12 protein-coding genes are annotated in these 13025 nt (G+C 41.5%); 1 reads left to right on the top strand and 11 read right to left on the bottom strand.

All coding sequences use genetic code 11. From position 1 onward, the window contains the following. Positions 1-18: 18 nt before the first annotated feature. From cutC to E6139_RS12555, 5 genes are read right to left on the bottom strand one after another with little or no spacing between them, the layout of a single operon-like run. Entirely contained in the window at positions 19-2592 is a 2574-nt protein-coding gene (gene cutC / locus E6139_RS12575) for a choline trimethylamine-lyase (protein ID WP_316403417.1), read from the bottom strand. A gap of 18 nt (positions 2593-2610) precedes the next feature. After that, positions 2611-3747: a 1-propanol dehydrogenase PduQ gene (locus E6139_RS12570; protein ID WP_316403416.1), complete on the bottom strand. Its 1137-nt coding sequence runs from the start codon at positions 3745-3747 to the stop codon at positions 2611-2613. Beyond that, positions 3737-5200, bottom strand: coding sequence for an aldehyde dehydrogenase family protein (locus E6139_RS12565; protein WP_316403415.1), 1464 nt, complete (start codon positions 5198-5200; stop codon positions 3737-3739). The genes E6139_RS12570 and E6139_RS12565 overlap by 11 nt, the downstream gene beginning before the upstream one ends. Before the next feature lie 24 nt (positions 5201-5224). Continuing rightward, positions 5225-5512 (bottom strand): BMC domain-containing protein, encoded by a 288-nt coding sequence (locus E6139_RS12560; RefSeq protein WP_316403414.1) that lies wholly within the window; start codon positions 5510-5512, stop codon positions 5225-5227. 19 nt (positions 5513-5531) lie between these two features. Continuing rightward, positions 5532-5831 (bottom strand): BMC domain-containing protein, encoded by a 300-nt coding sequence (locus tag E6139_RS12555; RefSeq protein WP_316403413.1) that lies wholly within the window; start codon positions 5829-5831, stop codon positions 5532-5534. Positions 5832-6152: 321 nt separating this feature from the next. Here E6139_RS12555 and E6139_RS12550 point away from each other — a divergent pair, with 321 nt between their 5' ends. Beyond that, complete coding sequence (locus E6139_RS12550) at positions 6153-7115, top strand: phosphotransferase (RefSeq protein ID WP_316403412.1); 963 nt, start codon at positions 6153-6155, stop codon at positions 7113-7115. A gap of 377 nt (positions 7116-7492) precedes the next feature. Here the strand turns inward: E6139_RS12550 and E6139_RS12545 are convergent, their stop codons facing one another. The 6 genes from E6139_RS12545 to E6139_RS12520 form a co-directional block, all read right to left on the bottom strand. Beyond that, positions 7493-8623: a sodium ion-translocating decarboxylase subunit beta gene (locus E6139_RS12545; RefSeq protein ID WP_316403411.1), complete on the bottom strand. Its 1131-nt coding sequence runs from the start codon at positions 8621-8623 to the stop codon at positions 7493-7495. A gap of 10 nt (positions 8624-8633) precedes the next feature. Then, positions 8634-8981 (bottom strand): DUF2118 domain-containing protein, encoded by a 348-nt coding sequence (locus E6139_RS12540; protein WP_316403410.1) that lies wholly within the window; start codon positions 8979-8981, stop codon positions 8634-8636. A gap of 14 nt (positions 8982-8995) precedes the next feature. Further along, positions 8996-9283 (bottom strand): OadG family protein, encoded by a 288-nt coding sequence (locus E6139_RS12535; RefSeq protein ID WP_316403409.1) that lies wholly within the window; start codon positions 9281-9283, stop codon positions 8996-8998. A 15-nt stretch (positions 9284-9298) separates the two neighbouring features. Then, positions 9299-10681, bottom strand: a complete 1383-nt coding sequence (locus E6139_RS12530) for an oxaloacetate decarboxylase subunit alpha (RefSeq protein ID WP_316403408.1) — start codon at positions 10679-10681, stop codon at positions 9299-9301. 968 nt (positions 10682-11649) lie between these two features. Further along, positions 11650-12285 (bottom strand): hypothetical protein, encoded by a 636-nt coding sequence (locus E6139_RS12525; RefSeq protein ID WP_316403407.1) that lies wholly within the window; start codon positions 12283-12285, stop codon positions 11650-11652. A gap of 38 nt (positions 12286-12323) precedes the next feature. Next, a complete protein-coding gene (locus E6139_RS12520) occupies positions 12324-12707 on the bottom strand; it encodes a hypothetical protein (protein WP_316403406.1) in 384 nt (127 codons plus the stop codon). Between the last annotated feature and the right edge of the window lie 318 nt (positions 12708-13025).

Raw genomic sequence — 13025 nt, 5'->3', positions numbered from 1 at the left:
TGTTCTCCTTAATCATTTTTAAAAGTGCTCTAGCATCGTGCGGCTCATGATTTCATCCTGAACTTCTTTACATAACTCAGTGAAATACGCACTGTAGCCGGCTACCCGGATGATCAAATCACGATAGTTGTCTGGATCTTTTTGTGCAGCTTTCAATACTTCGTTATCGACGTAGCTGAACTGCATTTGACCATTACCTAAAACAGATGCCGTTCTTAATAAGGTGATTAGTCCTTGACGACCTTCTGGTGTTTCTAACAAGCCTCGTAATAATTTGAAGTTGTGAACCATGCCGATATTCATCGCTGCCACATCCATTTTAGAAACGGATTTGATAATCGCAGTCGGTCCTTTTTTATCAGCACCTTGTGTTGGGCTGATACCATCGGATAATGGTGTCCAAGCACGGCGTCCATTGGCAGTTGCACCGGTCATTTCACCAAATGGTGTATTGTTTGAGATCGACAATGTACCATGACTGAATGTTGAATAGAGAGTCTTGTATTGGCTATGGATATTTTCTGTCCAGTTCACGATATCTGCCGCAATCAAATCCGCGTAGTCATCATCATTCCCGTATTTTGGCGCGTTTAAGCAATCAGCATGAAGTCTTTCATAGCCGACAAAGTCTGCTTTCGTTGCATCACGCATTTCCTCCAAAGTATATTTCTTCTCATCAAAGACGAGCTTCTTGATCGCTGCCATTGAATCTGCGTAAGTTCCTAAGCCAGACCAAATCAAGCCTGGTCCCCAGTTATGAACACAGCCGCCTGCCGAAACATCACGGCCACTTTCCATACAGCCTTCCATCATCAAGGACATCAGCGGCTTAGGCGCAACATCGCGATGGACACGCTGACTGATAACTGTGCCGACCGCTGAAAGTTTGGTAATATAGGCGATTTGTTCCTTCACAGCTGCCTCAAATTTTTCATAAGTATCAAACTGTTCCAAGCCGCCTAGATCCAATCCAGGTTTCAAATCACACCACAGCATCGTTCCACGATTCAATACGAATTCGATCGCCACTGGCCATTGTGTATACCCAGTCGAAGTCCATTGATACAGACGTCCAGCCTTTTGTGGTTCTACACAGCCCATCAAGCAGTAATCTCTCGCATCTTCCATGTTGAAGCCTTTTGCCAGCATCATCTTGATATGAGAATCGTCAAAGTGACAAGCTGGGAAGCCTAGTCCCGCACGAACAACGTCTACGATTTTTTCTAGATATTTCTGCGGTGATTGATTATGAATTCGGCAAGCTAATGATGGCTGATACACACCAACATGACGAACGGCATCCATCAATAAGTAAGTCAAATCATTGGTCGCGTCTCCACCTTCTCGTTTCACCCCGCCAACACACATATTGACGAATGGTTGGTAGCCAGCAAAGAATTTCGACCCACCTTCGCTTGATATCCACATCATTTCTGAACATTTAATTAAGAAGCTGCCAGCTAAATCAAATGCCATCAAGTCATTCAAACGGCCGGCTTTTTTGTCTGCTTCATAAAATGGATACATATATTGATCGACACGGCCAACCGATAGACCGGTTTGATTTTCTTCTACCATGAATAATGATTCAACAGTCCAGACCGTTTGCAGAGCTTCATGGAATGTTCTTGGTTTATTCGCTGGCACATGAGCATTGACTTCTCCGATACGTTTCAGCTCTTCTTTACGTTTTGGATCATTCTCTTTTTCTGCTAACTCATATGCATAATCAGATAAGCGTTTCGCATATGCCATTACGCCTTCTGTTGTATCGATGACTGATTTGTAATAGTAGATTTTGTCGATATCTTCTGGATTTTCCATTGAAAGACCTTCTAAATGATCTAACGCTTCTTTTTGGATATCCTTCATGCCCTTTTTCATCAAGATAACATCGTAGCCAGGATTGGAATCTCCACCGCCGTTAATTTGGTGGTAAGACAAATCGCTTACGAATGCTTCAGAAGAAAACTCCCATAATCCCGCTTCGCGATATTGGTCTTCACAGATTTCATCCAATGAACGAGTTTCCCAGAATGGGAATAATTCTTCCTTCATGATCCGTTTGTCTTCATCAGAAATGTAGAAAGGATCCTGCGGACGTTCATGGATCGTATCAATCTCATCCCGCATCCAACGCCAGGCAATATCTGGAGAAAAGCCTCCCGCTCTTGGTGCCCCACATGGATGTCCGACGATCAATTCATTGTCTTGAATCAATAATGGTGCTTGTTCACAGGCTAAGCGAAAGGCCTTTGCCCGTAGCATGATCCTAGGCATACCAGGATTTTCTTTCATCATTTTTGTAAAAGCTCTAGCCCGATGTGTGGTAATTGACGGTACTGCCTTCAAGTAATTGTCTTTTAAATCCTTTAAGCGCTGTGTCATACCTTCCGGATAGGTTTCAGCTCCATCGGCCACCTGGACAGCGATCGACTCAGTTGTTCCTGGTCGGCAGGCAGATACTGAACCTTCTTGCGCGTTCAGCTCTTTTGAGATTCCTTGGAAAAGCTTCAGCATTGCGGCGCGTTCTTCTGGTGACATATTCGCTGTAACATCCGCAAATTTTTCGGAAATTTCATTAATATTCATGAACAAACCTCACATTCCTTAATATACTTTTTTATAGATCTTAATTAACTCCTCTTTTGCCGGCTTGATGGGATTAACTGGTGTACAACGATCCATCATAGCGGCCTCTGCCATTTTTTCAATCGCAGCTTGATAGGTATCGGCCTCGATTCCCAAGTCAGCAAATCCTGACTCAATCCCTAATTGTTTCTTCAATTTCTTTATCGCATCAATATAGCTGACTAATCCTTCACGAACCGTTCTCGCTGGCAGTCCCAATAATTCAGCCAGCTTCGCATATCGCTTCGCTGCATGATTATTTGCAGATTTTTCTAACTCCCCGTTGAATGCAATCACTTCTTCTAATAACAGAGCATTGCAGCGTCCATGTGCTAGATGCAGCGTTCCGCCAATCGCATGGGCTAAGCTGTGATTGATCCCCAAGCCTGCTTGATTGAAGGCGATCCCTGCCATGCAAGATGCATTGTGAACATGGTCTCTGGCAACTTCGTTATTGATGTCCTCGGCGATTAACAGCAGATTTTCGAATAACAGACGGATAGCTTTTTCTGCTAAAGCATCAGTAAAATCTGTCGCATCATTAGCAACATAGGCTTCAGTCGCATGCGTTAGAACATCCATCCCAGTATCAATAACGACTTTTCTTGGTGCGCTAGCAACACAATCTGAATCTAAAATGGCTAAATCAGGTGCCATGTAATCATTGACGAGTACAATCTTGTCCCCTTCTGCCGTGATTACAGAAAAGTCCGTTACCTCTGAACCCGTTCCGCTGGTTGTCGGAATTGCCACAAAATACGGCCGTTGAAAAGCATCTCCCAGCATTTGATGGGCGCTGTAGAAAATCCCTTTTGCCGCATCAATCGCTGAGCCGCCACCCATCGCTACCAAAACATCAGGTTTGATCTCCTGAATAATCTTTAAACCATCTGCTAAAATCTTGGTGTCTGGATCTGGTCGCACATCTGTGAAGACATGACTCGTCAGTCCAGCTTCTGCTAGGTAACCCTTGATTGTCTTGACGTATCCAATCTCCTCGAGAATTTTGTCTGAGATGATCAAGGCTGTTTCACCCTGCAGCTTTGATAACTCGTTTAGCGAACCTGGATTGAAAATGATTTTTGTATTAAGTGAAAACGTTTGATTAATTTTCATCACCTCGCTTCATTATTTTTTCCAATAATTGCTTAATTACAGCTTCAAGTGTTTCTTCTGCTTCGTCATTCTTTTTTTTATCAAAACATTCTTCAATCCCCCTGACGCCATACCCGATATTGCGGATCGTTGTTAAATGCTCCGGCGAGATATTATCACTGGAAGCCATGATGCCAAAAGCGTTACTACCAAGGGTCATAGAAGGAAACAGGTTCGTCGTTGCCCCCATACTGCCGAAAGTCGAAGGGGTATTCACCAACATGCGAGAGACTGGCTTCTTCATGGCAAACATCCGAATCACATCTTCATCTCGCGAATGAATAACTAATGTATGGCTCTTCAATGTTTCCATTAATAACTCGATACACCGTTCGCATGCGTGCTGCCAATCATTTTCTACATAATAGGCCAAGACTGGGCTGAGAAACTCCTGTGCAAATGGATTGCTTTCATCGACATATGGCTGTTCGTAAATCAACAGCTTCGTATCAGGCGGAACGGTCAATTGCGCTTGAGAAGCTAAATATGCAGCCGATTTGCCGACATAAGCTGGATTCAGTGACCCATCCTTTTTACATAAAAGATTTAACAGTTTCTGCTTTTCATCCTCCGTCATGAAGTAAGCTCCTTGACGTTTGAATTCATTTTTTATTTCCTGATTGATCGGCTGATCCACCACGATTGACTGCTCTGCGGAAGAAACCATGCCAAAATCGAAAGTTCTACTATCGATAATATCCTTAACAGCTTGCCTAGTATCACAAGTTCTTTCGATAAAGACTGGGCCATTTCCGCTGCCTCCATAGATATACGGCTTCGTTGAATGCTTCAGCTTGTCGATAATCTTAGGAATGCCCGTTGCCATTAATAAGGAAACATCTGGATGCTCCATCAATTCCTGCGTTCCCTTTTTTGAGATCAGCTGCATACAACTGATTGCTCCTGGTGGATAGCCCGCCTCTTCCGCTGTCTTGGCTAATAACTTGATCACACCGCGAACCGTTTCCTTCGATCGTGGATGTGGTGAGACAACGATCGCATTTCCCGCCTTCACAGCGATCAACACATTATGGATCGTCGTGGAGATAGGGCTGGTTGCGGGTATCATGCTGACGATCACACCGACTGGAACCCCGATCTTCAACAGCTTTTGTTCATTGTCCTCTTCAAGAATGCCGACAAATCGCTGGTTCTTTAGCCGCTGCGGCAGGTATTCTGATACAAAACGATTCTTGATCACCTTGTCGTGAAACGTGCCATAGTCAGTCTCTTCCACGGCCATCTTCGCCAATTTTTCGATATGTGGACGCAGTGCTTGACTCATTTGCTCGACAACGACATCCAGCTGATCTTGTGAAAAGCTCTTTAGTTCCTTTGCCGCATCCCGTGCAAGCTCGATGTTTATCCGTGCTTCTTGAATAGATAGCAGATCATTATCCACTCGATACTTCATGCTCGTCTCACTTCCTATCTTTTCTTATACATCAAAGGAATAGCGAGTAATGATTTTTTCAATATCGTTATGCGGATGAGCGATCACATTTTTGGAATAGACTTCTCCGCCCATACTTTCTACCGCTTCAACTCCTGTTTCTACTGCAGCCTGCACTGCACCTACATCGCCTTTTACCAGAACAGAGATATAGCCAGAGGCAACATTCTCATATCCGATCAATTCAACATCCGCTGCCTTGCACATTGCATCTGCTGCTTCCATGACAAAAACTAGGCCAAACGTTTCAATAAATCCTAAAGCATTATTCATCCGGTTCTATGCCTCCTCTTTAGTTTGAATCAATATCATGTGCCATTACGATATGACCTATAGGTCGAATCGGTCGCGGCATAGTATTAAATGCGGTAACTTTTCCGATCTTCGAAGCCACCTCAGCGCCGGCCTCAACAGCAGATTTCACTGCCGCAACATCGCCCTTTACCATGACTGTTACCAAAGTAGAACCTACATTTTCATAGGAAACTAAGACGACATCCGCTGCCTTCAGCATCGTATCAGCCGCTTGAATCGCCGGAACCATTCCAATCGTTTCTACTAATCCCAACGCTTCATCTCCACGATATTCCATCGATTGATCCTCTCCTTACTTGCTTACTTTTTGGTGCGTGCGTTTTTTTTCTTGTTCGATGAGTCAATGCTATCACGCAGACGAAAGAGAAAATCGCAGATTTAATAGATGATTTTTGCATTTTTGCAACCGATTACTTTTCGACAGATTGTACAATTGATAGATTCTTGTACAATTATTAGCTGATAATAAAAATAGAATTATTTTGGCTAGTTTTTGCAGATACTTGTCATTCTCTTTTTTTTTCAAATTCTATGAAGTATAATATTCCATAAATATTGCAGCTATAGGGTTTTGTGCTGCAGAAAGACGGTTGAAGAAATGGATGTGCCAAAAGTGACGGATAATGTATACGAGCAGTATCAATTAGAGACCTCAAAGGTACTTACTGAAACCTTACGCTCTTTTTTTAATGATGAGACATTAGTATTTGATCGTTCACGCTTTGCCGGTGGACTAACAAATTACAATTACGTAATGGAGATTCACGGTGAAGAATATATCGTGCGTCAACCTGGTCCTTTGACTGAGGTAATGATTGATCGAAAAATTGAAGAGTTCAATACAGCAATCGTGGCAGATTTTTCGATTAATTCTGAATGTGTCTACATCAACGCTGAAACAGGAATCAAGATCAGCCGTTTCATTCCAAACAGTCATAATCTAGCGCAGGTCAATCCTACTTCTTCCAATAATCTTAAAGCCGTTTCAGACTTAATGAAGAAAGTGCATACGATGCCTCGCTCATTTCGTAATATTTTCTGCTGGAGGGCGGAATTGGAAAAATACGAGGAAGTGGTAAAAATGGTCAACGGTGTTTTCTTCTTTGACTACGCTTCTTTGAAAAAGAAAGCTTTTGCATTTTGCGAAGAAAATATTCGGAATGTGGAGCTTGTACCCTGCCATAATGATACCGTTCCTGAGAATTTCTTATTAGGGGAAAATGATGATTATTATTTGATCGACTGGGAGTATTCGGGGTTGAACGACTTGAACTTTGATTTGGCTGCCTTCATCGTGGAAACTCGCTTGAATCGAACAGAGATCAATGAGCTGCTTCATAATTACTATGGAGAAACAATTCCTGAAGATGCAATCCAGAAAATTAAATCCTACATCCTCATCCAAGACTTGCTGTGGACAGTCTGGGCGATCATTCGTCATTATTCAGGCGAGAATTTTGCTGATTATTGCGAGATGCGTTATGAACGCTTTCGCCGAAACACACTGGAGCTGACTAAAGATAAGGATTTCCCCTTAGATAAAATGGTTGAAACAGTCTAATAAATATGAATAATCTAAAATAATTGATCAAAAGACTGAAGACAAAATCCAATTTTGGATGGCGACTTCAGTCTTTTTGTAATTTGGAGATGGTTTCCAGTTATTGATTTTATATTATCTGATTTCTTGCTTTAAAAGGGTCACTGATAATTCAATCAGAATAAAATGAGATGTAAAACAACACAGTTCTACAATGACCCTTTTGATCAATCAATAGCCCACTGCTACGGGATCTAAACACATCAGCATTTGATTCGATGAATTCACCGAAAAATGTAAAAAGCCCATCATCTGACAGGCTTTTTCTTAGATAGTTTGATAATCCTTATTAATACCGCAACACAAAAAATCCTGATAATTAAGAAATTTTTTTCTGGCTAACTGAAAAATGCTAAGAGTACTCCTGCAGCCACCGCAGAACCTATTACCCCTGCCACATTCGGTCCCATCGCGTGCATCAGCAAATAGTTGCTTGGATCTTCTTTTTGCCCTTCATTATGCACGACACGGGCTGCCATCGGAACAGCGGAAACTCCAGCAGCACCGATCATTGGATTCACTTTCCCTCCACTCATACGGTACATCAGTTTTCCTAACAAAACGCCGGCTGCTGTGCCGATCGCAAAGGCGAGTAATCCTAAGAAAATGATTTTCAGTGTTGTTACCGATAAGAATAAATCGCCATCCGCCTTAGCACCGACCGTCACTCCCAACAAGATCGTCACGATGTACATCAAGGAATTTTGCAGCGTGTTTGAAAGGTTCGGTACCAGCTTGCATTCCCGAATTAGGTTTCCCAGCATCAGCATCCCAATCAAGGTCGTCGCGCTCGGTACCAGTAAACTGACAAAAATCGTGACCATGATCGGAAAAATAATCTTTTCTTTTTGGTTCACCTTACGTGATTCCTGCATCTTTACTTTACGCTCTTTTTCAGTCGTCAATAGGCGAATGATTGGCGGTTGAATAATCGGAACAAGTGCCATATACGAATATGCAGCCAATGCAATCGCGGATAATAACTCAGGTGCTAAACGGGTCGTTAAGAAAATCGCCGTTGGACCATCTGCTCCACCGATAATGCCGATCGACGCGGCTTCCTGCGGAGTCATCCCCAACAGTACAGCCAAGAAAAAAGCAGCGAAAATACCAAACTGAGCGGCTCCACCCAGCAAAATCGTTTTCGGATTTGCTAAAAGTGGTCCAAAATCAGTCGCCGCACCTAAACAAAGGAATATCAATGGGGGATAGATGCCTAGATTGGTTCCTTGATACAGATAATATAACAAGCCACCTGGACTACCATCTCCACCTTGGGTCATCAATCCTGCAAGCGGCAGGTTCACCAAGAGAATTCCAAAGGAAATTGGGATCATTAAATAGGGTTCATACTGCTTTTTAATACCTAGATATAAGAACAAACAAGCCAAAGCGATCATAAATAGATTGTTAAAAGTTAGATTAGCGATGCCGGAAGTTTCGATCATTTGATTGATTATTTCACTCATAATTCTCCTCCTAAATCACCATAAGCAGTTGATTGGACTCCACATTCTGATTTTTTGAAACATCAATACTGATAACGACGCTGTCTTTTGGCGCGACAACTGCTGTCTCCATCTTCATCGCTTCCAATACACAGAGAGTATCCCCTTTTTTGATCTTTTCACCAACCTTGACTGCGATAGACAGCACCTTACCTGCCATTGGCGCAGGCACCGGTGTTTCATCATTATTCGTCACGGTACGTTTTGTAGGTTCAGCATTTTTTGTTGTTGCCTCCTGCTGGACGATTTCTTCATCGGTAATTTCTTTCAATTCAACTAAATAAACTTGTCCATTAATTGTCACTTCATATTTTTTCATTATCCATCCCTCACTTATTTCACACGTTTAATCGTCGAAATTTTGAATTTTTTTCCCGATTCATCTTCACTGGCTTCCGCTAAAGCGGTGATCGCAGCGACTTTTGCTAATGGATCCTGTTCAAATAATTCCTTCGTGTCTAATTCCTTTTCTGGTTGAAGGATTGGTTTTGAGGTATCTTCTGTTGTCGCAAAAATCTTTGCGATCCCCATGATCAGCAACATGATACATGTCAGAATCAGAAAAACGACCGCCATCGAAAAGATTGTTAAGCGTAATATTTCTACTATCGAATACTGCATAATTACCTCCCACCTTTACAAATATCCAGAAACTTTTACTAACTCGTCATTTTTCTTTGCTCGATTCTCTAAAAATTCCTTACCGACTTCTGGGAATAAGGCATATATCAATACGTCTTCTTCATTTTTCGCCAGTGAACCAATCTCTTCTTGTAAAGAAGTAAATTCTGACGATAAATGATCGGCTGGACGATCAGAAATGACTTTTGTGTCACCAATGATCGAACGACGAAAATCTTCGTCGATTTCTACCGGAGATTTCCCATACTCACCAGCCAGATAACTCTTGATCTCATTTGAAACTACTTTGTAACGTTCACCTGTAATGACATTCATAGTTGCTTGAGTCCCGACCATTTGGCTCAATGGGGTAACTAACGGCGGAAACCCTAATTCTGCGCGAACCTTTGGAACTTCTGTCAGCACATCCTCATATCTGTCCAGCGCATTTGCTTGTTGTAATTGCGAGGTCATATTTGACAACATCCCACCCGGCACCTGATAGATTAACGCTCTCGGATCTGGTGTCAGCATCTTAGGGTTCAATAGTCCATCATCCAGATATTTATCTTTAATTTTACGAAAATGATTCGCAGCTTCTTGTAGGCTATCCATATCCAAAGGTATTTCATAACCTTCTTCTTTCAAAGCGATCACAATCGACTCCGTTGCCGGCTGACTCGTTCCCTCACTAAAGGGAGAGATCGCCGTATCGATTCGATCGGCCCCAGCTCTAACCGCTGATTCATAAGTCATATAGGAGACGCCGCTAGTCGAATGTGTATGCACAATCACTGGCAAATGGATCGCTTCCTTTAAGCGACTCACCAGCTCATAGCCATGAGCAGGCGTCAATATCCCAGCCATGTCCTTGATACAAATCGAATCTGCGCCCATCCCCTCCATGGTTTGGGCAAGTCTGACATAATAATCAATCGTATGGACATCGCTGATCGTATAAGCCAATACCAGTTGTGCTTCTTTTCCTGCTTTTTTTACAGCTTTCAAAGAGGTCTGTAAATTCCGCACATCATTTAACGCGTCAAAAATCCGAAAAATATCTATCCCATTTGCAGCAGATAATTCGACAAATTTTTCGACCACATCATCTGCGTAATGCCGATATCCTAATATATTTTGACCACGTAGAAGCATCTGCAACGGCGTATTCGGCATACTCTTTTTGATTGCTCTTAATCTTTCCCAAGGATCTTCACCTAAAAAACGAACACAAGCATCAAACGTCGCTCCGCCCCAACACTCAACAGAATCAAAGCCGATTGCATCGAGTGTCGATAATATCGGCAGCATATCCTCAAGTCTCATCCGTGTCGCCATTAAACACTGATGAGCGTCCCTTAGTACCGTCTCAGTAATTCCAATTTTTTTCTTTTCCATAATTTCCCCTTTTCTTATTCGATTTTGTTTTCAGTTCGATAATGAAAATCAAGCATTATTCTATATTAGTTGATGTCACTTTAAACGCCTCTATTGTATAACTGTTCACAAATATGATTAAGTCCAATTGACTAAATTTGGAATTTCACATTTCAGTTTTGAAAAAGTTTTATTACTAAAATTTTAACATAAATATGGTGCAATGATTAATCAAAAACAGAGTTAACTCAATAAAGATTGACTTGACTATTCCCATTCTCCTCTTACTTTCAAAACGACGCTGATTATTTAAAAACATCCCTCATCACTTACACACATCCTTTAATCAACTATACAATTTAATTTCTACAATCAATAATAAGGTCTTATAGTTATTCGAATCTTTTATTTTAGTCTTTGTAAAGAATGTCGGAAAACCAACTACTGGAACTTTGAATTTTTCTCATTTTAAAAATAGAAAAACTATGAAAATAATCCCCTACTTACTAGAGTAGTGATGTTTCCACAGTTTTTTTGCATTACGTTATTTAAATGTTCAAATTTTCTCAGCACAAAGAGATATGCCTTTCAGCATATCTACGAAATAATTATATGTACTTAATCCGACTAAGCTGAACCCATAACAAATAAACCTGCTGCCTATTCAGTGCTCGTACAGCGAGACTTTAACAATCGTAAGAGAGAGCATCCTCAAGGCGAATACTCGCTTTTTGAATGATCGCCGCAAACTCTTTGTGAGTTTAATCAACGTGATCCTCTACTCAGGAACCAGATTAGCGCGCACTCCTCTGATTTCTTTTTGGAGGATTCACTTCGATGTTCTTCACAAGAATTAAAGGTTCTTATCGCCTAGATCGCTCTGTTGAGTCTGTTGAGTCAACCAAAAGGGCAGCTTTAATACACCGTAGTCCTTGCAGCCAATCCGCGGTTATCGGCTGCTCTGGACCTCGGGTTTTCATAGATTTATTCTAGCCACCTTCGCTTTTCAAACGGTCCCAGAGGCTCTGTTTTTCTCGCTGATCCTGTCGCGGTGAGGCATTGGCTTTCTCCTCTATTTCCTCTTTGAGCTCCACTAGCAGCTCGATACGGACAGGATTCTCCTCGTTGTGGATATTCGCCTCTAGCGGCTTGCCGCCCTCCGGCACTTTAGAGACGATTAATGCGCGTTTTTGTTCCTGGAATAAATGATTCATCCTAAAGCCCAATGGTAATTCTAGCACCTGTTTCAATACAGTCGGTTCAACCATTTTCTCTTCAACAACAGTTAACTTGATCTCTTCAAACGATGGTTTTGGCTGTTCACTAACGACTACGTGCTCGTCCATTACCTGCGTGTTCACAGGCGCAGCTTCTCCCACGGTCACTTCAATCACTTCATCACTGCTATTATCAAAGATTATATGGTCGAAATCTTCGAAAAAGCTGGCGGTGATGACTTTATCAAATAATCGGGCGTCTTTCTTATTTCGAAAAAGATCGACCGTTGTTAGTTTTTCCAGTGAGGCTCTAATTTTTTCCGGTTCAATATTGGTATTGGCTTTTTTGACCCGTAGTTTATGTTTTCTGCCTAAACTATTCTCAAATTTTGCGACTAAATCTGCCATGATCTCCCCTCCTTATCCATTAAATTTTTTGGTTCTGTTCACGAACCCACCAAACCTTGCAACGGTTCTGTAATAAACTGGCTGATGACTTTTTCGATTTTTTCTTTGATAAATGATTTGGCCGCAAATAAACGCAAGCTGACAACTTTCCATTCCTTCGAAGAAAAATAATTCTTGAAATAAATATAATAGCGGCGCAGCGTACGCGAGGTTTTGCTTTTCATCAGGATTCTCCGAACTAGTTCCATCATGCAGAAAGAAAAATCTTCTTCTGCCAGTTCATCTCGTACCTGAAGCGCTACCAAAATTTGGATCGTTTGTTTTGCGTCATGGGTGTCGTTAAAGTAGCGATCCATTCGCTTTTCAATTGTTTTGCGTTTAAGCGAAAAGATCTGAGTTGGTGTAAATAGTGGCTTTTCCATCGTTGTACCTCCTTGTTTGATTCGAATGTCGTGTATCATTCAACGAAAGTGTACGAGTTGAAAAGACATTCTTTTTTGTCTTATTTCCATTTTTCTCTGTGATCACGCCTCGACTATAATCCTATAAATCAATAGTTGTCAAACCACCAAAAGGCCCTTTTTGTTATTTAACAAGTCTTTAAATGCTGCAATAATGAGACTTATTCTAGAAAAAAGAAATTTGGTTTATTAATTTTTTACTTTCAATAAACTACTCCACCAGACAGTATTTCAAACTGGTATTTTAAAATCCTGCAAAAGCTATCAGATAAACACGTA

Source organism: Enterococcus sp., assembly GCF_032555305.1.
Taxonomy (GTDB): Bacteria; Bacillota; Bacilli; order Lactobacillales; family Enterococcaceae; genus Enterococcus_A.
Note: the sequence above shows the minus strand (reverse complement) of the source record. Positions and strands in the feature narration are given on the sequence as shown.

Bases quoted from the DNA above. Each gene is read 5' to 3' on its own strand.
- E6139_RS12565 (WP_316403415.1), bottom strand. From the start codon at position 5,200: ATGAAGTATCGAGTGGATAATGATCTGCTATCTATTCAAGAAGCACGG.
- E6139_RS12570 (WP_316403416.1), bottom strand. From the start codon at position 3,747: ATGAAAATTAATCAAACGTTTTCACTTAATACAAAAATCATTTTCAAT.
- E6139_RS12530 (WP_316403408.1), bottom strand. From the start codon at position 10,681: ATGGAAAAGAAAAAAATTGGAATTACTGAGACGGTACTAAGGGACGCT.
- E6139_RS12560 (WP_316403414.1), bottom strand. From the start codon at position 5,512: ATGAATAATGCTTTAGGATTTATTGAAACGTTTGGCCTAGTTTTTGTC.
- E6139_RS12545 (WP_316403411.1), bottom strand. From the start codon at position 8,623: ATGAGTGAAATAATCAATCAAATGATCGAAACTTCCGGCATCGCTAAT.
- E6139_RS12555 (WP_316403413.1), bottom strand. From the start codon at position 5,831: ATGGAATATCGTGGAGATGAAGCGTTGGGATTAGTAGAAACGATTGGA.
- cutC (WP_316403417.1), bottom strand. From the start codon at position 2,592: ATGAATATTAATGAAATTTCCGAAAAATTTGCGGATGTTACAGCGAAT.
- E6139_RS12535 (WP_316403409.1), bottom strand. From the start codon at position 9,283: ATGCAGTATTCGATAGTAGAAATATTACGCTTAACAATCTTTTCGATG.
- E6139_RS12525 (WP_316403407.1), bottom strand. From the start codon at position 12,285: ATGGCAGATTTAGTCGCAAAATTTGAGAATAGTTTAGGCAGAAAACAT.
- E6139_RS12520 (WP_316403406.1), bottom strand. From the start codon at position 12,707: ATGGAAAAGCCACTATTTACACCAACTCAGATCTTTTCGCTTAAACGC.
- E6139_RS12540 (WP_316403410.1), bottom strand. From the start codon at position 8,981: ATGAAAAAATATGAAGTGACAATTAATGGACAAGTTTATTTAGTTGAA.
- E6139_RS12550 (WP_316403412.1), top strand. From the start codon at position 6,153: ATGGATGTGCCAAAAGTGACGGATAATGTATACGAGCAGTATCAATTA.